The sequence below is a fragment of the Glaesserella sp. genome, from assembly GCF_041814905.1.
Taxonomy (GTDB): Bacteria; Pseudomonadota; Gammaproteobacteria; order Enterobacterales; family Pasteurellaceae; genus Glaesserella.
On sequence record NZ_JBGXYA010000049.1, the window covers coordinates 1 to 25955 of the forward strand.

24 protein-coding genes are annotated in these 25955 nt (G+C 40.3%); 11 read left to right on the plus strand and 13 right to left on the minus strand.

Annotated features, from left to right (window positions below):
* Positions 1–168 precede the first annotated feature (168 nt).
* Complete coding sequence (locus ACEYJ7_RS07495) at positions 169–1971, plus strand: site-specific DNA-methyltransferase (protein ID WP_373778476.1); 1803 nt, start codon at positions 169–171, stop codon at positions 1969–1971.
* Between the two features lie 203 nt (positions 1972–2174).
* A complete protein-coding gene (locus ACEYJ7_RS07500) occupies positions 2175–4820 on the plus strand; it encodes a DEAD/DEAH box helicase family protein (protein WP_373778453.1) in 2646 nt (881 codons plus the stop codon).
* A gap of 143 nt (positions 4821–4963) precedes the next feature.
* Here the strand turns inward: ACEYJ7_RS07500 and ACEYJ7_RS07505 are convergent, their stop codons facing one another.
* On the minus strand, positions 4964–6100 hold the full coding sequence (locus ACEYJ7_RS07505; protein ID WP_373778454.1) for an NADH-dependent flavin oxidoreductase: 1137 nt from the start codon (positions 6098–6100) through the stop codon (positions 4964–4966).
* A gap of 134 nt (positions 6101–6234) precedes the next feature.
* On the opposite strand from ACEYJ7_RS07505, the gene ACEYJ7_RS07510 reads away from it, so the two are divergent.
* Both ACEYJ7_RS07510 and ACEYJ7_RS07515 read left to right on the plus strand, forming a co-directional pair.
* The gene (locus tag ACEYJ7_RS07510) at positions 6235–7131 is read left to right on the plus strand and encodes a LysR family transcriptional regulator (protein WP_373778455.1); all 897 of its coding nucleotides are present in this window, start codon (positions 6235–6237) and stop codon (positions 7129–7131) included.
* A gap of 279 nt (positions 7132–7410) precedes the next feature.
* The gene (locus ACEYJ7_RS07515) at positions 7411–7776 is read left to right on the plus strand and encodes a hypothetical protein (protein WP_373778456.1); all 366 of its coding nucleotides are present in this window, start codon (positions 7411–7413) and stop codon (positions 7774–7776) included.
* A 154-nt stretch (positions 7777–7930) separates the two neighbouring features.
* On the opposite strand, the gene ACEYJ7_RS07520 is transcribed toward ACEYJ7_RS07515, so the two are convergent.
* A complete protein-coding gene (locus ACEYJ7_RS07520) occupies positions 7931–8545 on the minus strand; it encodes a DsbA family protein (protein WP_373778457.1) in 615 nt (204 codons plus the stop codon).
* Between the two features lie 5 nt (positions 8546–8550).
* Positions 8551–9411 carry an MBL fold metallo-hydrolase gene (locus ACEYJ7_RS07525; protein ID WP_373778458.1) on the minus strand — a complete coding sequence of 287 codons (861 nt, stop codon included), beginning with the start codon at positions 9409–9411 and terminating at the stop codon, positions 8551–8553.
* A gap of 129 nt (positions 9412–9540) precedes the next feature.
* Here ACEYJ7_RS07525 and ACEYJ7_RS07530 point away from each other — a divergent pair, with 129 nt between their 5' ends.
* Together ACEYJ7_RS07530 and ACEYJ7_RS07535 are read left to right on the plus strand one after the other, a co-directional pair.
* Positions 9541–10431: a LysR family transcriptional regulator gene (locus tag ACEYJ7_RS07530; RefSeq protein WP_373778459.1), complete on the plus strand. Its 891-nt coding sequence runs from the start codon at positions 9541–9543 to the stop codon at positions 10429–10431.
* 426 nt (positions 10432–10857) lie between these two features.
* The gene (locus ACEYJ7_RS07535) at positions 10858–15015 is read left to right on the plus strand and encodes an NACHT domain-containing NTPase (RefSeq protein ID WP_373778460.1); all 4158 of its coding nucleotides are present in this window, start codon (positions 10858–10860) and stop codon (positions 15013–15015) included.
* A 185-nt stretch (positions 15016–15200) separates the two neighbouring features.
* Here ACEYJ7_RS07535 and ACEYJ7_RS07540 read toward each other — a convergent pair whose 3' ends face one another.
* Positions 15201–16415: an ATP-binding protein gene (locus ACEYJ7_RS07540; RefSeq protein WP_373778461.1), complete on the minus strand. Its 1215-nt coding sequence runs from the start codon at positions 16413–16415 to the stop codon at positions 15201–15203.
* A 344-nt stretch (positions 16416–16759) separates the two neighbouring features.
* Between ACEYJ7_RS07540 and ACEYJ7_RS07545 the strand changes: the two genes are divergently transcribed.
* Positions 16760–17203, plus strand: a complete 444-nt coding sequence (locus ACEYJ7_RS07545) for a MarR family winged helix-turn-helix transcriptional regulator (protein ID WP_373778462.1) — start codon at positions 16760–16762, stop codon at positions 17201–17203.
* Positions 17203–18081: an ABC transporter six-transmembrane domain-containing protein gene (locus ACEYJ7_RS07550; protein ID WP_373778463.1), complete on the plus strand. Its 879-nt coding sequence runs from the start codon at positions 17203–17205 to the stop codon at positions 18079–18081. Before ACEYJ7_RS07545 ends, ACEYJ7_RS07550 begins: the two co-directional genes overlap by 1 nt.
* A gap of 20 nt (positions 18082–18101) precedes the next feature.
* Here ACEYJ7_RS07550 and ACEYJ7_RS07555 read toward each other — a convergent pair whose 3' ends face one another.
* A complete protein-coding gene (locus tag ACEYJ7_RS07555) occupies positions 18102–18503 on the minus strand; it encodes a MerR family DNA-binding protein (protein ID WP_373778464.1) in 402 nt (133 codons plus the stop codon).
* Positions 18504–18575: 72 nt separating this feature from the next.
* On the opposite strand from ACEYJ7_RS07555, the gene ACEYJ7_RS07560 reads away from it, so the two are divergent.
* Complete coding sequence (locus ACEYJ7_RS07560) at positions 18576–19193, plus strand: cation transporter (RefSeq protein ID WP_373778465.1); 618 nt, start codon at positions 18576–18578, stop codon at positions 19191–19193.
* A 76-nt stretch (positions 19194–19269) separates the two neighbouring features.
* On the opposite strand, the gene ACEYJ7_RS07565 is transcribed toward ACEYJ7_RS07560, so the two are convergent.
* Positions 19270–19929 carry an NAD(P)-dependent oxidoreductase gene (locus tag ACEYJ7_RS07565; RefSeq protein ID WP_373778466.1) on the minus strand — a complete coding sequence of 220 codons (660 nt, stop codon included), beginning with the start codon at positions 19927–19929 and terminating at the stop codon, positions 19270–19272.
* Between the two features lie 145 nt (positions 19930–20074).
* Here ACEYJ7_RS07565 and ACEYJ7_RS07570 point away from each other — a divergent pair, with 145 nt between their 5' ends.
* Positions 20075–20437, plus strand: a complete 363-nt coding sequence (locus ACEYJ7_RS07570) for a winged helix-turn-helix transcriptional regulator (RefSeq protein WP_373778467.1) — start codon at positions 20075–20077, stop codon at positions 20435–20437.
* A gap of 119 nt (positions 20438–20556) precedes the next feature.
* On the opposite strand, the gene ACEYJ7_RS07575 is transcribed toward ACEYJ7_RS07570, so the two are convergent.
* From ACEYJ7_RS07575 to ACEYJ7_RS07590, 4 genes are all read right to left on the minus strand, one after another.
* Entirely contained in the window at positions 20557–20706 is a 150-nt protein-coding gene (locus ACEYJ7_RS07575; RefSeq protein WP_373778468.1) for a hypothetical protein, read from the minus strand.
* 182 nt (positions 20707–20888) lie between these two features.
* A complete protein-coding gene (locus ACEYJ7_RS07580; protein WP_373778469.1) occupies positions 20889–21347 on the minus strand; it encodes an alpha/beta fold hydrolase in 459 nt (152 codons plus the stop codon).
* Entirely contained in the window at positions 21301–21759 is a 459-nt protein-coding gene (locus tag ACEYJ7_RS07585) for an alpha/beta fold hydrolase (protein WP_373778470.1), read from the minus strand. The genes ACEYJ7_RS07580 and ACEYJ7_RS07585 overlap by 47 nt, the downstream gene beginning before the upstream one ends.
* 77 nt (positions 21760–21836) lie before the next feature.
* The gene (locus tag ACEYJ7_RS07590) at positions 21837–22067 is read right to left on the minus strand and encodes a 4-oxalocrotonate tautomerase (RefSeq protein WP_373778471.1); all 231 of its coding nucleotides are present in this window, start codon (positions 22065–22067) and stop codon (positions 21837–21839) included.
* A 104-nt stretch (positions 22068–22171) separates the two neighbouring features.
* Between ACEYJ7_RS07590 and ACEYJ7_RS07595 the strand changes: the two genes are divergently transcribed.
* Positions 22172–23080 carry a LysR family transcriptional regulator gene (locus ACEYJ7_RS07595; RefSeq protein ID WP_373778472.1) on the plus strand — a complete coding sequence of 303 codons (909 nt, stop codon included), beginning with the start codon at positions 22172–22174 and terminating at the stop codon, positions 23078–23080.
* Between the two features lie 432 nt (positions 23081–23512).
* On the opposite strand, the gene ACEYJ7_RS07600 is transcribed toward ACEYJ7_RS07595, so the two are convergent.
* From ACEYJ7_RS07600 to ACEYJ7_RS07610, 3 genes are all read right to left on the minus strand, one after another.
* Positions 23513–24352: an alpha/beta fold hydrolase gene (locus tag ACEYJ7_RS07600; RefSeq protein ID WP_373778473.1), complete on the minus strand. Its 840-nt coding sequence runs from the start codon at positions 24350–24352 to the stop codon at positions 23513–23515.
* 207 nt (positions 24353–24559) lie between these two features.
* Complete coding sequence (locus ACEYJ7_RS07605) at positions 24560–25207, minus strand: NAD(P)H-binding protein (protein ID WP_373778474.1); 648 nt, start codon at positions 25205–25207, stop codon at positions 24560–24562.
* Between the two features lie 9 nt (positions 25208–25216).
* Positions 25217–25955 (minus strand): SDR family NAD(P)-dependent oxidoreductase (locus tag ACEYJ7_RS07610; protein WP_373778475.1); only part of this gene is annotated, 739 nt, incomplete at its 5' end.

The following is a 25955-nucleotide window of genomic DNA, read 5'->3' on the forward strand; positions in this document are numbered from 1 at the left end:
AGCACAGCACAGCACAGCACAGCACAGCTTGCTGATTTTTCGCTTAAGAATCAACAACTTTTACAACTAAAATCCATTCTTCCCGAAATTTTTTGTGAACACGAAATTGACTTTGAGAAATTCAAACAGCTTTTCTCAAATGAAATCACCACCGGCACCGACCGCTATATGCTCAATTGGGCGGGTAAATCGGCAGCCTATCAAACCTTACAAACCCCAACCTTTAAAACACTCACACCTTGTGTCGAAGAGAGTATAGATTTTGAGCATACCCAAAATGTGTTTATCGAGGGCGAAAACCTTGATGTGCTAAAGGTGTTGCAAAAATCCTATTTCAATTCCGTCAAAATGATTTATATCGACCCGCCTTATAACACGGGTAATGATTTTATCTATAAGGATAATTTTGCCGAAAGCAAAGCCGAATATGCTGAAAGAGTGGGTGATTTGGACGCAGACGGCAAGCTTAAACGTGCTTTTGTGCGTAACAGTAAGGAAAACGGGCATTATCACAGCAACTGGCTGAATATGATGTTGCCCCGTTTGCACCTTGCCAAAAACTTACTGACCGATGACGGCGTAATTTTTATCTCCATTGATGATAATGAACAGGCACAACTGAAATTGTTGTGTGATGAAGTGTTTGGGGAGGAGAATTTTGTTGAATGTTTTTCGTGGGTAAAAACATCAACACCACCTAGCTTATCAACAAAATCAAGAAAAACTAACGAATATATATTATGTTATGAAAAACATAAAGATGGTATTAAGTATATTGGAGAAATGCAAGATGATGGAGATGAACCGTTATTAAATTCTGGAAATAAGGAAAGGGAGCTTATATTTCCAGCTAATTCATTAACTATCAAATTTTTGGACAATGGAATATTAAAAGCAGGGAAATACGATAGAGTTACTTTATTAAATGATCTTCAAATACAAGACAATAAACCAACATCTGAAATAAGAATATTGGGAGAGTTCAAGTGGACCCAAGACACTCTAAATGATGAGATATCCAAAGGAACAGTATTTATTGCCAAAACTGATAAATTATCCATTCGATTTCAGAGATTAGAAAAAGGCACGAAGAGACCAACTAATTTTATAAAAGATAATATTATCACTCCTGTTATTGATAAAAAAAATCAAAATATTGAAACTAATGAAGGGGCAACAAAAGAACTAAAAAAACTCTTTGGTGTTGATATTTTTGATTACGCAAAACCTACTAGCTTAATTCAATATTTAATTAATTTTAAAGTTGAAAACAATGATTTAATACTAGACTTTTTTAGCGGAAGTGGAACTACAGCACATGCAATCATGCAGTTAAATGCAAAAGATGATGGTCGTAGACGCTTTATTTGTGTGCAACTACCTGAGAACTTAGATGAAGCTATAAAAAACGCCTCACCTGACAATAAGAAAACCTTACAAAATGCTATTGAATTTTTAGAAAAAAATCAAAAACCACATTTAATATCAGAAATAACCAAAGAACGTATCCGCCGTGCCGGTAAACACATTTTGCAAAATAATGCCGAAAATCAACCGCTTGTATCTTCGTTAGATACCGGATTTAAGGTGTTCAAACTCACAGAAAGCCACTTTAAACAATGGCAATCGCCGACGGCAGAAAATTTAGCCGATCAGCTGGAAATGTTTATCGATCCTGTGAGCGAGCAAACGGATACGCAAGCGGTGCTTTATGAAATTTTATTGCGTTTGGGCTTAAAACTCACGGCGAAAGTGCGGTCGGAAAATCAGGTGTTTTGGGTGGAAGATGAAAACGGGCAAACTTTTGCCTTAATGCTTACGGAAATCAATGATGAGATGATTGAAAAGGTGATTGCCAAACAGCCGAAAAAAGTCGTTACCCTAGACCGTTTATTCAACGGCAATGACGCACAAAAGAAAAACACCGAATTGCAAATGCACGATGCGGATATTGCGTTTTTTGTGATTTAAAGAAAACTCCCCTCTTTAGAAAAGAGGGGCGGGGGAGATTTGATTACGATGCTGAATTTCGTATGAGCGTTAAGTTATTCTGCCACAAACGCTTGCGTTTGAACGTTGCTTTAGCAACGGCACGAAGTGTGAGCGTAAGCGAATAAATCTCCCCTTCCCCCTCTTTGCTAAAGAGGGGAATTGTTTGAGAAGAAACTAATAAAATGAAACTCCAATTTGAAACCTTAGATTACCAACTCAATGCCGTAAATGCAGCGGTGAATGTGTTTATCGGGCAGCCGAATGCATCTAGTGAATTTGCGTTAAGATCGCAAAATGACTTGCGTTTTATTCCGAATTTACCGTTGCAAATCAGCGATGAGCAATTACAGCTAAATTTAGCTAACCAGCAAAACCATCAAAAAATCGACCGCACTTTGCTTAGTGAAAACGGCAAAAACTTTACCGTGGAAATGGAAACGGGAACAGGCAAAACCTACGTTTATTTACGCACGATCTTTGAACTCAACAAACAATACGGTTGGCAAAAATTTGTGATTGTGGTGCCGAGCGTTGCCATTCGTGAAGGGGTATTGCATACCCTTGACATCACGCAAACGCATTTTAATAATGTATTTGATAAACCGAGCGTAAATCCGAAGTTTGAATATAAAAGTAATCAGCTTTCCCGTTTAAAAGCCTTTGCGAGCAGTAATCATATTGAGATTTTGGTGATGAATATTGATGCTTTTGCCAAAGACAGTAATGTGATTAATACCATCAACGAAAGCGGTGAAGCGCCAATCAGTTATATTCAAAAAGCCAATCCGATTGTGATTATTGATGAACCGCAAAATATGGAAACGGACATTCGCCGCAATGCGATTGAGAGCTTAAATCCGCTGTTTACCTTGCGTTATTCGGCAACCCATAAAAATGCTTATAACCCGATTTTCAGCTTAAACCCTGTACAAGCCTATGAATTAGGCTTGGTAAAACAGATTGAAGTGGACAGTGTGGTGGCGGAAAATGAGGTAAATGGCGCTTATCTTGCGTTAAAAGAGATCAAAACTGCGGCAAAAAGTTGGTCGGCAAAAATTGAGTTATTGTTTAACGATAGCAAAGCAATGAAGAAAAAAGTCGTGACTGTCAAACCTAATCAGGATTTATACGACCTTTCCAATCAAAACGAGATGTATCGTTCCGGTTTTATTTTGAGCGGAATGGATGCGGAAAGCCAAATGGTGGCATTTTCTAACGGTACACAGATTTTTCAAGGCGTTGATCATTCACAGCTAAAAGACGATTTGCAAAAAATGCAAATCCGCCGAACCATTGCCGAACATTTGCAAAAAGAGAAGAAATTACGACCGCTTGGAGTGAAAGTTCTATCGCTCTTTTTTATTGATAAAGTGGATAATTACCGTCCATCTACGGAAAATCCTTCTGGGGGCAAATTTGCACAATGGTTTGAAGAAATTTATCGTGAATTAGCGAAGGAAGAACCGAACGGCGTACACAACGGCTATTTTTCACAAGATAAAAAAGGCGTGGCGAAAGATACCAACGGCACAACGCAAGCGGATAATGACACTTATCAGCTGATTATGCGTGATAAAGAAAAATTGCTCTCTTTGGATAATCCGCTACGTTTTATTTTTTCACATTCCGCTTTGCGAGAAGGTTGGGATAACCCGAATGTGTTTCAAATTTGCACCTTAAACGACACGGCAAGCGAAATGAAAAAACGCCAAGAAATCGGGCGTGGCTTGCGACTGCCGGTTAATCAGCACGGGCAGCGTATTTATGATCGCGCTCAAAGTACGCTCACGGTAATTGCCAATGAAAGTTATGAACAATTTGCGACAGCGTTACAACGTGAAATTGAAGAAGATTGTGGCGTGAAATTCGAGAAAAGCCATATCAAAAAACGGGAAGATAAACGAGAAGTACGTTATCGCAAAGATTTCAGTTTGCACCCTGATTTTGTGGCAATTTGGGAACGGATTAAGCAGCAAACCACTTATCGAGTAAATTTCAGTAATGATGAACTGATTAAAAGTGCGGTGGAAAAAATCCGCAAAATGCCAGCCATTGAAGCGACTAAAATTAAACACGCTAAAGCGAAATTGGTCATTGATGAAAGCGGTATTGCGACCGATTATCGCGCGACAGGCGAAACAACCGTTCATTCACAATGGGCAATTCCTGATTTGCTGAATGAATTGCAAAAGAAAACGGGGCTTACCCGAATAACCCTTTGCAAAATTTTGCAACAATCCGACCGCTTGCAAGAGGTGTTTCGTAATCCGCAACGCTTTATAGATTTGGTGGCGGAAAAAATCAATGCGGTATTGCAACTTATTATGGCAGACGGCATCGAGTATCGAAAAATTGCCGGGAAAAGTTATGAAATGACGTTGTTCAGGGATTTTGCGTTTTATGCCAACCCATATACTTTCGCCGTAAACGATAAAACGAAAACCATTTATGAAGATTGTATTTCGCTGGACTCCACCACCGAATATACCTTTGCCAAACATTGCGAAAGCAGCGAAGAGATCGAATTTTATTTTAAATTGCCCGAACGCTTCAAAATCCCAACGCCGTTGGGTAATTACAATCCTGACTGGGCAGTGGTGTTTAAAGGAGAAAATAAAATCTATTTTGTTGCCGAAACCAAAAATACCGGCAAAGGTATTCAAAGTGGCGTAGATGAAGAAAAATTACGTGAAAATGAGCAACTGAAAATTGCCTATGCCCGTAAGAATTTCCATTATTTACGCTTGGATTATCCGGATTTGGATTATCGGGTAGTGGAAAAAGTCGAGGAATTATCGGGACAGTATATCAATGATCTGCACCGTTGATAATTTTTAATCCGCATTCGAATAATCAGATTAAACTGTTTTTGATTTGGTGAACGGCTCTCACCCTACAAGCGGTAGGATTTAAGGGAAAATTTACAAAATCTCTCAAAAATCCGACCGCTCTTTCAAGCCGTTAGCTTATGTTAAATATCCACCGTTCCCATATGAGCCTGTCCTTTCACTTGCGGTAACCACGCCCCACCACGCACACACGCTTGCCATAAATAATCGGGAATGCCGTAATGGTCTGCCTTATCGGGGTCAAGTTCGGTAACGATTTCATCGGTTCTGCCGTCTTTAATTAAAGTGGCAATATTTGGGTTAATCAGCACCGCTTTACCCAAGGCGATAAATTCCGCCCAACCTGTTTGATATGCCGACAAAATTTGTTCCGCCGTGTACAAATTACCCACGCCAATCAACGGCAAACGCCCTGCAATGCGTTGATGAATTTGCTCAATACGGGTTTTGGTTTCGTCTGCACCACGGCGAGCCAATTTATAAAAATCCCACAGCGAAACATGCAAATATTGCAACGGTTTATTGACCAATACATCAATCAAACCAAAGGTATCTTGCATGGTAATGCCGTTTTCTCCTGCTTCTTCAGGCGAAAAGCGGTAACCGATGATGAAATCAGGGCGGTTATGTTTCTCTCGAACTGCAACAACCGCGTCCACCACCGCCGAACCAAACGCATAACGGTTTTCGCCCCATTTATCCGTGCGATGGTTGGTTTGTGCCGATACAAATTGCTGAATTAAATAGCCATTTGCACCGTGAATTTCCACGCCGTCAAAGCCTGCCTGTAACGCCAAATCCGCCGCATGGGCAAAAGACTGCACCAAGTTTTCCACTTCTTCGCCTGTTAAAGCTCTCGCACCGGTTTGCGTTTCATCGCTGGCGGTAACCAAATCTTTGCCATTGAGCAAATCAGGGATTGCTTGATGACCGCCATGATGAATTTGCAAAATCGCTTTCGCCCCTTGCGATTGGATTAACTGCGCCGTTTCTTTCAGGCTGCCAAGTTGGTTGGTATAAATGGCTTCAGGCTGCCCGACAAAGGCTTTACCGCCTTCCGCCACCAGCGTTGCTGCGGTGATAAACAAGCCGATATTTTCCGCCCTATTGTGCAAAAAACGGCGTTCTTCATCGCTTAACGTGCCGTCTGCATGAGAGGCAAAATGGGTCATCGGTGCGACCACAAGGCGATTTTTCACATCAACGCCATTATTTAAGCGATAGCTTTCAAAAAGCGGTGCAAAGGTGTTTTGTGTCATGATTGTTCCTTACGGGATTGAAATTTATCAAATAATGAATAAAGGCATTATAAAACCTTTCTTGTCATAACAGAAATTATCAATTAGTATATTTGATATAAATTGAAATGATACCTTGATAGACGGAAAACAACATGTTCAACTTAAACAGCCTTGATTTTAATTTGCTTAAAGCCTTGCACGTTTTGCTGGAAGAACGCAACGTAACCCGCGCCGCCGAACGTTTGGCACTCACGCAACCTGCCGTAAGCGGTATGTTAAACCGACTGCGCCACAAGCTGGACGACCCGCTGTTCGTCCGCTCGGCACGGGGCATGATTCCTACCGACCGCGCTTTGGCTCTTGCTGAGCCATTGCAAAAAATCATCACTGATATTGAGCAGTTGGTTGCACCGTCTGATTTTGAGCCGGCCACTTTGGAACGTACCTTCACGCTGGGCATGACCGACAACGCCATACATTGTATCGGCATTCCTTTGCTTTTAAGCTTGCAAAAAATCGCCCCGAAAGTACGGTTGGTTTTCTTGTCAATCCAAGGGCGAGAGATAGAAAAAATGCTGGAGCAAGGCGAATTGGACATTGCCGTGATTTGCCATTCAGCCGTGTCATCCAACTTGTTTTACCGCCGTTTACACCATGAACGCTATGTTTGCGCCATGCGTGAACAACACCCGATATTGCAACAAAAATGGCATTTGGACAGCTTTTGCGCTTTAAATTTTGTGCTGGTTTCCTTGTTTGGCGACAGCTTTGTCGGCGCGACAGATAAGTCATTGGAACAAATCGGTTTATCTCGCAATGTAGTGTTGTCGGTGCAAAGTTTTGCCATTGTTCCCGAATTATTGCGGCAAAGTGATTTGGCTTCCGTTGTGCCTTATCATTTGGTTCAAAATGCACACGGTATTATCAACAAAGAAATCCCTTTTGAAGTAGAGGGATACGATAAAGTGATGACTTGGCACGAACGTACCCAGCATGATCCGGTACAAAAATGGTTGCGTGAGGTGATGTTGCAGTTAGAGATTTCGTAGGGTGCGTTTGCTAACGCACCATTCAAAATATGTGATAACAAGCGGTCGGATTTAAAAAGAAATTTGCAAAATTCCCTTCAAATCTCACCGCTTGTCACGGTTATTCCCTACTTCCGTTTATCTTCTTCGATTATTGCACGCAACACGTGGCACGGGGTGTCGATAGCAATGGGCAACGCGATGTCCAAATCTTGATGAACTTATTACGACAATGCGGGTCTTAGCTGCGGTGACGAGCAGCGTCACGTTATTTCCAATAAATCAATAAAGGTAGTCAACATGAAAATGTTATCGAAAGCGGCGTTACTCGTCGCCACGTTAGGGTTCTTTACCTCGTCGGCTTTTGCGGCGTCCATTCCAAGTGAAATTTATCGCCCGCACGGTGAATTAGTCAAAGCGGACAGACAAGGAAACGGAGAATATGAAGTCGAATATCGCTTAAAAGGCAATGATGTCCGTGGCTTAGCCAAAACCGTGATTGCCCATGCCAAACAACACGGTTTCCGTGTGACAGAATCCGATATCGAGCGTCACGATGCCGATTTAAAATTTAAACGCGGCGATCAAGAACTTGACGTGCAAATTGAAGTAAAAAATAACAATCGTATTGAATACAAAGCCGATTTAGACTTAGATAAAAACTAAAATAACCTAGCACGAGCCGTGCTAGGTTCGTTCAACCCAGCCCCGCTGGGGCTGAATGGAAGAGCCGCAGAGCGGCTCAGATTAAGTAACCCTATACGGCTCGTATGGGGTTTGTTAACGTTCTGACCGCTTGTAGAACACAAACGGTTGTTTTTTATAAGGCATCTATATAATCAACTAACAATTTACCCTCACCATACAACAACCGGCTCGGCACAATATGCAACCGTTCATCTTTTTCCACAATCAACTGCGGCACGCCTTGCACGCCACAATGGTTGGCGAGTTGTTGCCCGAATTGAATGCGTTGTGCTAATGCCGTTCGGGTAGATTGTTCGCTAAGTAATGGTACCGCTTGGCTAAGGTTGAGCTTGTGCAACAGCTGTTCAACTACCGCCAAATCCGCATTATCCAAACCGTCCACATAACGTGCCGTCTGCAATGCAGCCAACACTGCAAGCTCTTTTTCTAGAGCGATTTGTTGCACCGCCGTTAAAGCCAGCAAACTGTTTGCCGAATCAAACTCACCTTGCCCTTGCAACACGTTTTCCAAATACGCCTGACTAAACGGCTGACCGGTCAATTTTTCAATCCGTTGGTCGTTGCCCCACGCATAGCGGGCGAAATCGGCGTCCATTTTACGACCGCTTTGGTAAAACAAGCCCGTTGGTGTGAGTGCAAGCGGATAGATTTCATTCAGTTTTTGCAATGTTGCTGACGCACCATAACACCAGCCACAAAGGGGATCGAATAAATAATAAATTTTCATTTTGTTTACCACTTCACCTCACCTTTATTCACTTTTGCCCCGAGTTCTAAATTAAATTTCGCAGGTAAGTTCGGGTACGATTTTTCCATTCCAGCAATCACGTCTTGACTGTTTTTACTGTTGGCTAACACTTGCTCGAATTGGGTTAAATAGCCTTTTGTAAAATCAATCGCCGAGCTATCTAACGCTGTACCTTCCGCCATATGACCCGGAATGACTTTTGTTGGTTTTAACGCTTTCATTTCATCAAGTTGCGCTAACCACGCTTGGCGTTGTTCCGCTGTTGCCGTGTCTGCCGTCCATACATTCATATTGCCAAACACCCCGATATTACCCGTGATTGTCTTGATTGACGGGATCCAAACATAAGGGCGATGTGCCAACACGCCTGTTGTGCCACGGATTTCTAAAGTTTCACCTTCTAAAGTCAAGCTATTGTTCGCTAAAACCTTAGGTAATACAGGCTTGCTTGGTGCATTCGCGCCCATTTTTGGCGACCACGTTTTCAATTTCGTGTCTAATTTCGCTTCGATTTTCGCTAACACTGCCGGGGTCGTTACCACATTCACATCAGGGAAAATGCGTTTTAGTGTCTCTACGCCAAAATAGTAATCAGGATCCGCTTGGCTAACTAAAATTGTTGTAAGCGTTTTATTGCTGTCCAACACGTTGGCTGCAATACGCAACGCATCGGCACGCGTAAAACCGCTATCAATTAAAATCGCCTCTTTCTCGCCTGTAACCAATGTTGAAGTTACGCTAAAACTGTTTGGGTTGGCGTGATAAACATCAACTTTTAATTCGGCAGCTGCCATTGTTGAAGTAGCTAAAAGTGCGGTTGCTAATACTGTTTTTTTAAATGTCATTGGATGTTCCTTTTTAGTAAATAAGACTAATATCGTTGTTGATAGCGTGTATTTTAATGAAATAAAAAGAGAGAAAAATAGCGATTTTAGAATATAATTGTTTCTGATTAAGAAACAAAAAGGATAACTATGGACAAACTCACCGCAATCAAAGTCTTTCTGACCGTTGCCGAAACAGGCAGTTTTACCGCCACAGCCGAACGTTTAGAAATCTCCAAACCGATGATCAGCCGTTATGTTGCTTTAATGGAAGAATGGCTGAATGCTCGACTATTTCAGCGTTCCACCCGCAAAGTCGCCCTGACAGAGGCGGGTGAACAAGCGGTGCTTTTCTGCCAAAAAATTGCAAATTTAACTGCAGAAATGGAACAGGAAATGATGGCACAGCAAGGCGAATTGCGTGGCGTGTTACGTGTAACCAGTAGCCAAACCTTTGGGACATATCATTTGGTACAAATGGTCAATCGCTTTTTGCAACTGCACCCAAAGTTGAATATTCAGCTGTTGCTTAACGATCAACCAATGGATTTAATCAGCGAACGGATCGATCTCGCCATTCGGATTACCAACAACCCCGACCCGAATTTTATCGCCCGAAAACTTGCCGATTGTCATTCTTTGCTGGTGGCAACGCCTGATTATTTGGCAAAGTTCGGCACGCCAAAGCAGCCCGAAGATTTGTATCAACATCACTATTTGTCGCACCACAACATCAACCGAAAAGCGTGGAAATGTACGCAAGGGGAACGGGAAGTGTTGCTCGACCTCGACAGCCGTTTTACCACCAACGACACCCAAGCCTTGCTCAACTCCGTGCTGGACGGCAACGGCATTGCGATGTTGCCAAAATATATGCTGGAAACCGAACTGCAACAGGGCAAACTGCAAGCCGTTTTAACCGACTGGCAGCTACCGACATTCAGCATTTATGCGATGTATCCGTCAAGGGATAAACTCCCCCTTGCCGTGAGAAAATTGATTGACTTTTTGGTGGAAAATTTTGAAGGGAAAGAATGGTAAGCGGTGGGATTTGAAAAGAAATTTGCAAACTGAAAAAACTTCGCAAAATCCGACCGCTCTTTATAAAAAAGCCCCTAAGTAAATGCCGTTTGAATGTAAATCCAAACAGCATTTTCCTTATCTCATCAATCAATTCCTGCATGCTTTTCACATAGTCAATCGTAGGAATGTTATTGCCCACCGACACGCCCATTTCTTTCATAGGTAAAGTCTCTCTTCATCAAAACCTATCAAAGCCAAAATATTTTTCCCCAATTCTTATGAATTCGAGTTGGTAGACAGCAAATGATTTCAATGCCTGCTTGTTTAAGTTTAGCGTAATCTAAGAGCCAGCCCTATTTGGAAAGAAATATTGCAAATAACTTGAAATATACTTAAGGATCCTCATATTTATAAAATAGAAAATTCGATTAGAGTAATATAAAAATGTCTATCAGATGGGAAAATATCAAACCTTTAAAAGGTTCTCAAAATAATGCCTTTGAAGAACTGGTGTGCCAATTAGCACGCCAAGAATTTCAATCACAAGGGAAATTTACCAGAATTTCTGCTCCTGATGGTGGTATTGAAGCAATGTGTGAATTTTCAGATGGTTCGTTATATGGATGGCAAGCCAAATATTTTTTGAGTTCATTTTCATCATCACAGTGGGGACAAATTGAAGATTCTTTCAAGGAATCTTTAAAAAATTATCCAAACCTTACAAAATATTATGTTTGTGTCGCAACTGATAGAGCAAATGCCAATATATCAGGAAACAAATCCTTTTGTGTTAAATGGGAGGAACAGGTCCAAAAATGGAAAGAATTCGTTCAATCACAAGGTCGTGAAATAGAATTTGAATTTTGGGGAAGTTTTGAGTTATCTAATTTATTATCAAAACCAGAAAATGCAGGTAAAAAATTCTTTTGGTTTAATGAAAATGAATTATCGGATAAATGGTTTGAACAATACAATCAACAAGCTATTAGCAATCTTGGCGTTCGTTATACACCAGAAATCAATGTTGATTTACCCATTGCAATACAATTAGAAAGTTTGGCACGAACAGAGAGTTTTAAAGAAAATTTTGGAAACCAATTTAGCCAATTATTAATAGATGTTAAATCACAATATCAATCTCTGTATCGTTATGAAAAGTTAAATCAGCATTTTGAACCTGTATATGAGCTTTTAATTAAAAACCTTAATTTATCAAAAATTGATAATTTAGAAGTAGTCATAGATATTAATTTATTGATTCAGAAAACCAATGAGTTAATAATGTATCTTGAATCTTTATCTAAAGATTATTTAAATAAAGAAAAAAATAATGATTACTACTATTTCAGAAAATTGATCAATGGATTAGAAGATATTATTCAATTATTAAATTCATCTGAATTATCATTGTTCAATGGTAAAGTGCTTGTTTTAACTGGTCAAGCTGGCAGTGGTAAATCCCATCTATTGGGAGACTTTGTCCAGCAAAGTCAATCTTCTGGAAAATACGCCTTATTGTTATTGGGTCAGGATTTTACTGAAAAATCTAATGTTTGGAACCAAATTTTTAAACAGTTAAATCTTCATAATACAACGCCTGATGTTTTTTTGTCAGCTTTGAATAGCATAGGCGAAATGCAGAAAGAACGAGTAATTTTAGCCATAGATGCCTTAAATGAGGGTGAAGGAAAATCTTTGTGGAATAACCAACTTAATGGATTGGTTGAATTGGTAAGCCAATATTCAAACATTGGATTAGTTATTAGTGTACGAGATAGTTACCAAGAAATTATTTTTAATCAATTAAATACAAAAAATAAAGATAAATTATGTTACATCAAGCATACAGGATTTATGGATAATGAGTTTGAAGCCATTCAAATATATTTCCCATACTATGGCTTACAATTACCTAGCGTACCATTGCTTAATCCAGAATTTTCTAACCCATTGTATTTAAAATTATTTTGTGAATCTTTAAAATTTCAAGGGGAAATTTGTGTTCCAAAAGGTCATAAAGGATTTAATTACATTATAAAATCTTATTTGGAGGGTGTTGAAAAACGTATCTGCGAACAAATTGAACAAGATATTGGCTCAAACTTAGTGCAAAGAGCAATCAATGTAATTGCAAAATTACAATTGGAAGAAGATAAATATAGCCTGGATTATCTTACAGCCAAGAGAAAAGTTCGTGATGAGTTAATAGAAGATATTGCAGAATCAGATGCCAAAAGATTTCTTGATTACTTAATTAAAGAAAATGTTATCAGTAAAAATGCTTATTATGGTAAAGATAAAGAATATGTTTATTCTAACTATGAAAGAATTGGAGATTACCAAAAAGCTAACTTGATATTGCAAAACATTCACAATCAAGATGATTTTATTCAATGGCTAAATACCGAACAAGGGAAAGCCCTATGTAACAGAATTGGTTATGACAAGGGAATTTGGGAAGCGTTGAGTGTATTATTACCCGAACGATTTGATTTTGAAGTATTTGAAGTAATTGATTGCTCAAAAGATCGGGTTTGGTTTGATATTATTGTGGGAAATCTCTTTTGGAGACTACCTGAAACAATCAACATGCCCAAATTGCGACACTTTCTGAATAATCATCAATATTTTAATCAAGCAACTTGGACTGATGTTTTATATCAATTAGCTACTGAAATTGACCATCCATTAAATATAAGATATTTGCATAACAAACTACATTCTTTTTCTTTAGCAGATAGAGATGCGGTTTGGACTGCTTTTATTGTGTTAAATTCTTATCAATGCCCAGCAATAGATAGGTTATTGACTTGGTGTCATAAATCAAGTGGTCAAGAAAATATTGAACCAGAAGCATTATTGTTGGGTGCAATCGCTGTAAGTTGGTTATTTACTTCTACTGACAAACAAAGTAGAAATAAGTATATTAATGCACTGGCTCATTTATTATGGAATAGATTAGACATTGCATTAGAATTATTTAAAGAATTTAATGCGGTTAATGACCCTTATGTGATGGAAGGTATTTTATCTGCCATTCATGGTGCTGTTGTCTATTCAGAAAATATATCTTATTTAAAAGAACTTGCATTAGAGATAGACAATCAGATATTTAATAAAGCCGAAACCGAAGAAATTTATCCAAATGTTTTAGTTCGTGATTATGCTCGTCGTATTATTGAATTTTCTTTACAGAAAGATAATTATTCATCAAGTGATATTGATTCAATCAGAGAAAGAATCACACCTCCATACAGAAGTTCTTTTCCTGATATTTTACCAACAAATGAAGAGATTGATGAAAAGTATCATTCTGATGGACAGAAAATAATTATTCGTTCAATGACAACGGAGTATGGTCGTGGTATTTGCAACTATGGTGATTTTGGCAGATATACTTTTGAAGCTAAGTTTCGCAAATGGAGGAATTATAAACTAGGAAATATTATTAATGTTGATTTATTAAGCAATTATGCTTGCCAAATGATTTTTGAACAATTTGGTTATGATGATAAAAAGCATCTTAAATTTGATAGAGAAAGCCGTTCAAGACACTGGAGAAGATATGATACAGGTAAAATTGAGCGAATTGGTAAAAAGTACCAATGGTTGGCTTTATACGAAATTTTGGCAAGGGTGATGGATAATTTTCCTGCTTTTGTTGATAGTTATAATGACAAATCAGAACGTGGCTATATAAGAAATTTAGATAATTTTTATTTACCAAAAACTCAAATCAAAATTTCACCGCCAACCAGAACCAATGCATTTTCTCAATACAAAAATCAAGAACAATGTAAAACCAAATATTATTTTACTATTCAAGATGATGAATTGATTGATGATTGGGTTCAGACTAATAATTTTCCTGATATTGGCTATCTACTGGAATTGACGATTAACGGTGAGAAATGGCTTGTTTTAGAAAGACACGATGATTTTTGTGAAATGGCAGAATTCGGACAAAAGGAAGCTTATGATATTCAAAAGTGGTTGCAAATACGCAGTTATTTAGTTAAAGAATCTCAACATTCAAAAGCCAAAACTTGGTTGGAACAACAAGACTTTATGGGAAGATGGATGCCAGAAGGTAATGAATATTGTAATGTTGATATTAATCAATTTTTTGCTAAAAATACATTCAATGAATGGCAAGAAATTTTTAGTTATGGAGAAATTGAGCCTCCTTCATTTAAAGTTATACCTAGTGTAAATTCCCATATTTGGGAATCTACTTATGGTAATGATGGTATTTCATTTTATGCACCTACCCCAAGAATTTATCACGGAATGAAAATGCAAAATTCCATTAAAGATGGTTACTGGGTTGATTCACAAAATAATTTAATTTGTTTTAATCCACAGATAAATGATGAATTTCAAGATAGTTTATTGGTTAAAAAAGAGGAATTCTTAAATTTCTTAAGAGAGCATCAATTAAAATTGATTTGGACTGTTTTAGGTGAGAAACATGCTTATAAACAAAGCAAATTTTTACAAGAGCTTTCGGGAGTTTATTATCTACATGGTAAAAATCAACAAGTAAAAGGTAAGGTTTCAAGCACTATTCAAGAGATCTCACACTGGGGGGCTGGATTTTAGATTTAGTGGACATAGCAATATTTCATCATATGCATTAACCACTCAAATATTAGGTACTCAGTATAAAGATTGGAAACTTTAACCCCAAAAACTGTTTATCATTATACTAATTTTGCTGACTAAAATAATGGGGCAAATATGATTTGCCCCACGTTTAATCTATGCTTCTCTTCAATAAGCTATTGTTATTGCCCAAACATCTTCCAAAACGGCACGACTTCAATGGTTTTGTTCTCTACAATCATCTTATCTTCCTGATCAAAAGTGATGATTATGCCTTGTTCAAAATGAAAGAAGTTCATTGCATCGAGCAATCCATCACGTTCACGAGCGATATTTTCTGCACTTAATTGCCAGCAAACTTGGATAAGTTGTACGGGCGAGCTGTTTTTACACACCACAAAATCGCATTCTTTGTTGTTTTCGTTGTAATAATACAACTCTGAAAATGCTCTTCTTAACGCCCAAAAAACCGCATTTTCTAACTTTCTTCCTTGATCTTGAGTGAAAGACGGGCTGATGACACGCTGCAATCCATTGTCTATGAAATAGGCTTTGCGCGGATTAGCCAGTTGTGTTTTGTAAGAATAGGAAAACTTCGGTAGCAAGCTGATCACATAGGCTTGCTCTAAATGCGAGAGATATTCCTGCACAGTGGCGGTGCTTTTGACTTCAAGGCTCTGTTTGAGTTTGCCGGCGGTAATCAAATTGCCCACGTTGCCAGCTAAGAAAAGCAGCAAACGCTTCATTGAACGCTCATCACGGATACCAAAACGCACGATAATATCGCGATACAAAATGTCGTTGATAAGTGCATTCAAAATCTCGTCTTCATTGAATTGCAAATATTGCGGAAAGCCGCCTAGATGAAGATAATCCGCCACGGCATCGGCATTTTTTTCTTTGCCAAGAAACTCGCAAAACTCCAAAAAAGAGAAAGGGAAAAGCTCACGACTAATGTGCCGCCCCGTAAGTTTTGTGCCAAGTTCACGGCTTAACAAAGAGGCATTCGAGCCGGTTACCACCACTTGATAGCCCTGATCGAGCTTGCCCCGCACATAAACTTCCCAGCCCTCGATAATCTGAATTTCATCAAAATAAAGCGTTTGAATTTGGGCATTCTCTGCAATAATTTCATCTAACAATGCAAAATCGCTAAATTCAAAATTAAATAATTGCGGCGTGTCGAAGTTGAGAAAGAGATAGCTGTTTTCCGTTTGTTTTTCAATGAGTTGAGCTAATAACGTACTCTTTCCGCTACGGCGAATACCTGACACAACCAAAGCAAAATCAGGCAGCACTTTAATATTGCTAAGCATTTGACGTGGATATGTTTTTTGTTCCAACAACTTACTTTGCTGAGTTTGAATGGCTTGTTTTATCTCTGTTTTTAATAACATTTTAACTCCCAACAAATTGTTTAATGCTATCGAACAAAACCATTCAATAGCAACGAACAAAAGCGTTTAATACTAATGAATGGATTTTATACCTAAAAATGAGTTGATTCAAATGGAAAAATGTTTGTGGGTCATTGTGTCGCTAAAATCTTTTAACTACACAGTTCATCTCATAAAGAAAAGCGGTGGGATTTGAAAAGAAATTTGCAAACTAAAAAAACTTCGCAAAATCCTACCGCACTTCACCTCTAAATCCAGTAAATTTTAAGACTATTTTTTCCTTGTCTTTTCTCTTTCTCACACCTAAAATAGCATTTTATTTAGTAATTTTTAAGACTATTAATATGAGCAACTTCGACAAACTCGGCAAACAAATCAGTGAAGTAGATGCCACAATGGACGCTTGGATTGCCAAATTAGGCTTGGGTTATAACCATTTTGCGGTGCTGTATTCGTTGGCAGCGGCGGAAAGTGGGCAATGTACGCAAAAGCAAATTTGCGATGAATGGCTGTTGCCGAAACAGACGGTGTTTAACGTGTGCAAGGAATACAAAGAAAAAGGCTGGATTGAGTTTAGCGAAAATGCAGTGGATAAACGGGAGAAAATTATGCGTTTGACCGCAGACGGCAAGGCGAAGGCGGAACCTGTTTGGCAGGCGACACAGCAGTTGGCGGATAAAACTTTTGCAAAATTAGGCGAGAAAAAGACCGCTCAACTGTTTGCTTTGTTGGCGAAATTTTGCACGGTTTGCCGTGAGCAAATCGACAAAACGAATACGGTGGCTTGATGTCGTTAGAAAATCTTGAACCGCCCCTTGCACCAACAATGCTCCGTTCGCTCAAAACCCTTGCTTTGCAACATAAAAAACGGCTGTTTGCCACATTTGGCTTGGTGGCGGCGGAAAATTTGCTGTTGTTGATTTATCCTTTGGTGGGCAGTTTTGCGGTGAATGCGGTGCTAAACGGGCAACTGGTTTCCGCTCTGGCTTATGCCTTGATGGTGCTGATTATTTGGGGCGTGGGGGCGGCTCGCCGTGCGGTGGACACTCGTGCTTTCACTCGCATTTACACAGAACTTGCCGTGCCGGTGATTTTGAACCAGCGGATTAAAGGCATGGATACTTCAACCACCACCGCGCGTGTGTCGTTGTCCCGTGAGTTCGTCAATTTCTTTGAACACCATTTGCCAACCTTGATTACTTCTGCGTTTTCGATTATCGGGGCGGTGGTAATGTTGCTGTTGATTGAATTTTGGTCGGGCGCGGTGGCATTGTTGATTGTGGTGGGCTTTGGCTTGCTGTTGCCCCATTATGTGAAGGTCAATGACCGCCTGTACTTCAAACTCAACAACCGTCTTGAAAAAGAAGTGGATAGAGTGGAACGCGCCAAAAACAGCGAACTGATTAAACATTATCGCTTGGTAGAACGTTTCCGCATCCTGATTTCCAACCGAGAAGCATTAAGTTTTTTATGTATCGGCGTGGCGATGTGCGTGCTGTTTGGCGTAACGCTCACGGTTTTAACCCTAAAACAAGGTGTCACCGCAGGGCATATTTATGCGGTGATTACCTATCTCTGGACCTTCGCCATCAGCCTTGATGACGCACCAAGATTGGTGGAAGAATTGTCGAAGTTGAAGGATATTGGGAAACGGGTGGAGGTTTGATTAAGTCGAGATAAAACACTCTACTCCAACGCCTTAATCCCCTTAATAATCTGGCAATGCTCTACGTCTTCCGCTTGGCACTCAATGAACGGTTCGAGCATTGCTTTGATTTGGTTAAGTTGGACAATTTGTTGTTCAATTTGGATTAAATGCTGGCGAGTGAGTTTATCCGCCACTTCGCAGCGGTTGTGCGGGTTGGCTTGGAGTTCTAGCAGTTGTTTGATTTCTTCCAAGCTAAAGCCAATCATTCGGCAGCTCTTAATAAAACTCAGTTGGTTGAGCTGCTTTTCACTAAAAAGACGATAACCGTTCGCCTGCCTTGTGGCAGCATCAATCAAGCCCAGCTTTTCGTAATAGCGGATTGTTTCTAAATTCACACCGCTTGCTTTGCTCAATTCACTTATTTTGAAAAATCTGCCCATTTTGCTTGACCCTGTAATAACTACGGAGTTTATATTGTGTCGTAAGTTAAATTTAAACACAAGGAAAAGAAAATGAGTTGTTCAAGTTCTTGCTGTGGCTCGCATAGCACACACCGTTCCCCGCAATACCACCGTGCCCTATGGATCGCTTTGGCGATAAATTTCACGATGTTTATGGTTGAAATTGTGATGGGGGTAAAATCGGGGTCGGTATCATTGCTTTCCGACAGTCTCGATTTTTTAGGCGACAGTGCCAATTATGTGATTAGCCTGATCGTGTTACCCATGGCGTTAAGTTACCGAGCCAAAGCCTCTTTAATCAAGGGCGCAACGATGGGCGGTTTCGGGCTATTTATTTTAATCACAACATTATACCGCTGGTTCTACGGCGATCTTCCAAACCACAGCGAAATGAGCATTGTCGGCGTACTCGCCCTTTTCGCCAATCTCGCCGCATTATGGGTGCTTTACCACTTCCGTGATGGCGACAGCAATATGCGCAGCGTGTGGCTTTGCTCAAGAAATGATGCCATCGGCAATATCGCTGTCGTGTTGGCTGGCGTTGCGGTCTATTTCACCCAGTCCAAATTCCCCGATTTAGTCGTTGCCTTTATCTTGGCATTTTTAGCCTTACAAGCGGCAAAAGAGATTATTCTTCGGGCATTGGGGGAATTGAAAGAGAGTAAATAAACAAGCGGTGGGATTTAAGACAAACTTTGCAAATTGCAAAATCTTCTCAAAATCCCACCGCACTTTTCACGCTAAATTACTTGCTCGCTACGGTAAAGCGTTTAAACAAGTGAGCTTGTTTTTCTGCATCGTCTGCGATGGCAATGGCTAAGTCTGCTACGCTGATACCTGCTGGGGCTTCGCCGTTCATCAACAACTCTTCACTACCTAAACGATATTCGCCTGTACGCTCTTCGCTATAACCACCGGTTACGCCTAATAAAGCTGGTGGCGAAATGAATGCCCAGTTCACATCACGGCGATCACGCAAGTCGTTGAGCAAATTACGAGCGGCATTTGCTCCTGCAAAAATCTCTTTCGGAAAAGCATCTGTGTCAATCAGTTGTACGTTTAGCGCGACATACAAACTGCCCGCACCGCCCACAATTAATAAATACGGCACTTGTGCCGCTTTTGCTGCTTCGGTAATCGCATTCGCCCCACGGGTGAAATCTTCGGCGATATTCGGGTTCGTCCAACCCGGATTAAATGCACTAACTACTGCATCAAACCCTTTTAACTGCTGTGCAAAATCAGCAGAATTGACATCAAAACTGACCGCTTGCACGTTGTCCGCTTTTGTCACTTTGTCGGTATTGCGCGCAAACGCTGTTACTTGATGACCACGGCTCGCCAATTCCGCCACTACTGCACTACCTACATAACCTGTTGCACCAATTACTGCGATTTTTTTCATTTTGTTTTCCTTCTATTAAGTTGATTACATTTGCCAAACCGGCTGATGTGGCGTATTATAGATCTAAACTTACTTTTGTGAAGTACTTACAAAAATGTTAGTTTTGAAATATTTTTTTAACTGATTGAAATACAAGGAAATAAAAATGGAAAAATTTTCAAATTCAATCGAACGGGGCTATGTGTTATCTGCTCAATGCCCTTCTCGTGAGATTTTGCAACATCTGACTAACCGTTGGGGTGTGTTGGTGATGATTGTGTTGATGAAAGGCACAAAACGGTTTAGTGAAATCCGCCGTGAGATTGATGGCGTGAGCGAGCGTATGCTGACCCAAACGCTACAACAGTTGGAACAAGATGGTATGCTCAATCGTAAATCCTACAACACCGTACCGCCACACGTGGAATATTCGCTGACCGATTATGGTAGAGAAGCGGGAACAAAACTGGCGGATTTGGTGGACTGGTTGGAAGAGAATTTAGCGGGAATTTTGCGGAGTAAGGCATAATGCAAGCGGTGAGATTTCTAATAAATTTTACAAATACAGGGCATATTAAAATCTCACAACCTTTTGAAAGGATTCCAAGGTTAAAAGTCGTTTGAATACCCATTCAAACGACTTTTTTGTTATCCCATCAATTCACCAACCAATTCCTGCACGCTTTTCACACGATGAATGGCAGAAATCCCATTACCTACAAATTCCGACAATACCGAAAAACTGCCCATTTCTTTCATTGGCAATGTTCCGCACTCATCAAAACCTGTCAGTACCAAAATATCCGCACCTAATTTTGTACTCCCTGCCCATTTGAGCTTGGTGTAAATCTATTCATCCAACAAACCATTAAATGGGGAAATTTAACCGCAGAATTTGTCAGATAGCTTAAAAGGCTATTCTGCCAATTTGTAATAAAAAACACCGCTTGTCTGTTGTTCAATACAGTCAAACGGTGTTGTCATTTACTCATCCAATATTTATTTAAAAACGGCTCAATCACCGCCCATACTGCATTAAAATTATCACTAAACACACTGTGAGTAGCATTAGGTATCACCGCAATGTCGGCATTAGGCAAAGCTTTATAGGCTTTAATGACCGTATCCAAAGGTGCGTTTTGGTCGTCTTCGCCCACAATCATTAAAGTTTTGGCGGGGATATTTTTAAAAACATTCTCGCCAATCTCTAAATGATTAAAATACGCCACGTTTTGCCCAAACCATTCTTCAGTGCGTTTGGGTTCTGGGCGGATTTTAGCTTGCTCCTGCCAATAGAGAGGGTCAAGTTTGGCAAAGTCGGCGAAAGTCCCGCCAAATGTACGAAAGCCTTTTTGCCACTTACCTGCACCGATGGCAATGATTTTATTGGTTTTATTTGGGTAATTTAGGGCAAAGTAAATACGCAGTATAAGCTCCATCGCTAAATCCCAAAATATGGGCGGGTTTGTCGGTAATGTGGGTCAGCACATTATAGACATCTTGGGCTTTAACGGCATAACTTGGGGTTTGTCTGCCAATCTCGGACTTACCGTGTCCCCTGGTATTGATGGCGATAACTTGGTAATTTTGGGAAAGATGGTCAATGAGTTGCCCCATTTCAGCAATCGATCCAACCAATCCGCCGTGCAACACTACAATAGGCTCGCCTTGTCCGTGAATTTCATAATAAATTTTGGCGTCATTGCTTTGTAGATATTTACCATTGGTGTCGCCATAATTGATGGAGCTTTGGTAACTTTGCGGCGTTTGTCCAAAATAGCGTAAATTATCCGCATACGCTGTTAAGCTTATACTACTGAGCAATACAAAAGCCGGTAGCAGTTTTTTCATGTTTCTCTCCCGATTTTTCATAAAATCAATCCACTTTAACTCTGGTCATTAATAAAGAACCACCTAAAATCACACCATTAAAGTTCATACTGTGGTTTACGTAACAACCGCTCACGGTTTGGGGCAATTTTTGTGTCCCAAACTTTTTCTTTGAATGCCTGCTCATCAAGTTCCTGAAAATCAATGGTAATATATTCGGCAGGCGTGTTCAAACGCGTGCTGACAAAAGCGGTCAAATCATTGGCAAAGGCTTGCAATTCCTGTTCATTTAAGCCTTTCGGATAGCATTGTAGGGTAATATGAGGCATTTTTTCTCCTATAAATTGGTTGGTGATGGCTATTATTTTACGCTGCGTTATGATATAAATAAAATAATAAAATTATATAAAAGTTATTAAACGCATTTATATCTATGCAAAACCTGAATAATTTGGATTTAAACCTATTAAAAGCCTTACATGCCCTAATCGAAGAGAAAAATGTCAGCCGTGCTGCCGAGCGTTTGAACCTTACCCAACCTGCGGTCAGCACAATGCTTGCCAAGCTCCGCCACCGCTTTAATGACCCTTTATTTATCCGCACCGCCCACGGAATGATCCCCACCTCTAGAGCCGAAGCTCTAGCCCAGCCCGTCAAGGCTATTTTGGACAGTATAGGCATACTGATGCAACCTGTGGCTTTTAATCCCATTAATTTAGAATACACTTTCAAGCTGGCTGGCACAGAAAATGGTATTCGCACACTGGGTGTGCCTTTTGCCCTAAAGCTTGCCCATCTTGCGCCCAAAGTGAAAATCGTATTTTTGGCGGTACAAGGGCAAGATTTAAATAAAAATTTGGCGGACGGCGTATGGGATTTGGCAATTACAGGACAACAGCAACTGGACGACAAAGTGCATTTTGACTTTTTAATGCGTGAAGAATATGGCTGTGCGGTGCGTCAAGACCACCCAGTCTTAGCTCAAAAATGGGATTTGGACGCTTTTTGTGCATTGGAATTTGTGCTGGTTGCCTATCACGGCGGACATTTTACAGGGGCGACTGATGAAGCGTTAGCAAGGCTTGGGCGAAGTCGCACGGTCAAAATGTCCATTGGGCATTTTTCGCTATTGCCTGATTTATTAAAAAACAGTGATTTGGCAACCGTTGCTCCGATACATTTTTTAGAAACACAAAATGAGCTGGTACTGTTAAAGCCGCCTCTTGTCATTGAGGGCTACACCAAAGTTATGGCTTGGCACGCCAAAACGAATTATGATCCTGTGCAGATTTGGTTTCGCCAAGTGATGAAGGAAATAGCAAAAGATATTCAGCCAGCCTAAAAATTTGCAAAATTTCCCAAGAAAAACACCGCTTGTCTGTTACTTAATACAGTCAAGCAGTGTGTTATGGCTTAATTGAAATATTGTCTGATTATCCAATGCCCGCTTATCCTGTGCATTTATTGTATTTAAAACATCGCTATCAATCGGCGGTCATGCGTGCTTTTTTGGATTTTGTGATGGGGAAAGTGAGCTCTGTGGCTAGTCGAAATCAAAAATACTGTCTGACTTATTCACTGACCTGACCAGTACAGTAAAGAAGCGGGAACAAAACTGGCGGATTTAGTCGATTGGTTGGAAGAGAATTTAGCGGGGATTTTGAGAATTAAAGGAAAATAATGATTTTAAATAAGTAGGAAAATTTACAAATAACAGAAATAGGTTGAAACTAAAAAGTGCGATTTGAACAAATCGCACTTATTTGAGATTAATTTAGAAAAAAGCCTTAATATGTTCAGCAATGTCAAAACAGCAATTTTCAAGTGCAAAATGCCCGCTTGCCACAGGAATAATTTTGGCATTTGGTACATCTTTAGCAAATGCTTCAGCTCCCGCCCAAATAAAAGACGGATCATCTTTACCCCAAATTTCTAATAATTTGGGTTGATAAATGCGCAGATATTCTCGAAATACAGGGTATAATTTTATATTACTTTGATAATCAAAGATTAAATCAGATTGTTTTTCAGCATAATCTGGAATGATCATCGCATAGTATAAATCCAAACTATAACCATCAGGCGCAACGCTACCTTCTTCTGTACCAAATGTGTACTGACCTATAACGGTTTCTTTCGCAAATGCCGTTTTATATTGCTCCCGAAGTTCTGGCGTTGGATTTTTCCAATATTCTGCACGAGCCTCCCATTTTGAGCCTAAACCTTCAAGATAAACATTACCATTTTGACTAACAATCCCTAAAACCGATTGTGGATATTTACTCGCAATGCGGAAACCAATAGGTGCACCATAATCAAAGACATACATATAAAATTGAGATATATTCAGTTTTTGAATGAATTTTTCTATGATTTGAGTTAAATGATCAAACGTGTACTGAAACTCGTTGCGTGGAGGGCTATCGGATTGCCCAAACCCTGGATAATCGGGGGCGATTAAATGAAATTTATCAGCCAACATGGGCATTAAATCTCGATACATATGGCTCGATGAAGGAAAACCGTGAAACAGTAGCATAATAGGTTTATTGGCATTACCGCATTCACGATAGAAAATATTAATACCATCTACATTGACTTTTTTATACTGCATAGCGATATCTCCATAATAGCTTAGCCATCAACACAACCTAACAATTTAGGTAAATCTATTTTATCATATTAATTATGATTAAACAGTGGAGCAAGCTTCAGTTGACACGCCTTATATCCCAAGAACTTGCCCATTTTCTACATGAAGCTAAAGCCTAATAGCCGGGGAAATTTGGCTGGTTTTTTGCAATTTTCCCCGACTGACACCTTAGGATTCCGCCAACGCCCAAATCTCCGCACTTTCAAAAATAAAAGTCCCAAGCGGTTTCTGTTTAACCGCTTGAATTAACGCACTCGCCAGTACAGCGGTCGGCATCGGTTTCATACTCTGTAATAAGCCGATTTTATTTAGCGCGTTTAACACACTAATTGTCCAGCATTCGCCGGCTCGGTCGGTATTCGGGCGGATCAGTGACGGCGGTCGGAAGATAAGTAATTGCGGAAAGCCTAGCTGCGTGATGTCTTGTTCGAGCTGTCCTTTCATTTGGGTATAGAAAAAACGAGAACGGCTGTCCGCATAACCGGATGAGACCAGCACACAACGTGACACGCCGTTTTGGCGTGCGATTTTGGCAACATCATATTGGTACTGATAGTCGATTTTCCATTGCGCCGCTTTGCTGCCTGCAGCTTTAAGCGTGGTGCCCAAACAAGAAAACAGTACATCGCCACGCACCTTGCCTTGCCACGTTTGCGGTTGGTCAAAATCAATCATTTCCACCGTCAATTTAGGGTGTTGCAACGACATTGCTCTGCGCACAAACACGGTTACTTGCGAATAATCGGGATTATCCAATAACTGTTGAACGAGCTTCTGCCCTGTTGCGCCTGTGGCGCCGATGATCACCGCTTGCATATTGCCTCCTTATCGGCTTTTTTCCATCGCTTTACGCGATGCTTTGAGTAACATTTTACGTGGCAATAATGGAATAATCCATTCTAATGCAAATTTCAATTTGCTCTCGTTAAACGCCACTAGCTCGCCTTTTTCCATCGCTTTATAACCATACTCTGCCACCGATTGTGCTGATTTAGCGTTTTTCCACGCATCCACGCCCTGTAAATCGCCTGCGTTCACAAAACCGGTTGCCACGGCGCCCGGGCAAAGTGCGGTGACGGTCACACCAAATTCCGCCACTTCTTCGGCAATCGCTTGGCTAAAAGATGTTACGTAGGCTTTCGTTGCATAATAAACCGCTTGCAAAGGTCCGGGTAAGAAACTCGCTGTTGAGGAAACATTTAAAATTTTGCCGCGACGGCGTTCCACCATACCTTTTAAATAAAAATGCGTTAATTCAGTTAAAGCGGTGATATTCACTTGGATCATTTGTTGCTCTTTTGCTAATTCACGCTCAAAAAAACAACCGTGCCCGCCAAAACCAGCATTGTTGATTAAAATATCCACCGTAATGCCTTGATCTTCCGTCATTTCAAAAATCGTTTGAGCGGCATTCGGCTGTGCGAGATCCTGCGCAATCACCCACGCCTTTATACCGTATTGGCTTTCCAATTCATAAGCCAGTTGCGCTAATTTGTCTTCAGAACGCGCCACCAATACAAGATTACCGCCTTTTTGTGCGTGAATTTTTGCCAGTTCCAACCCG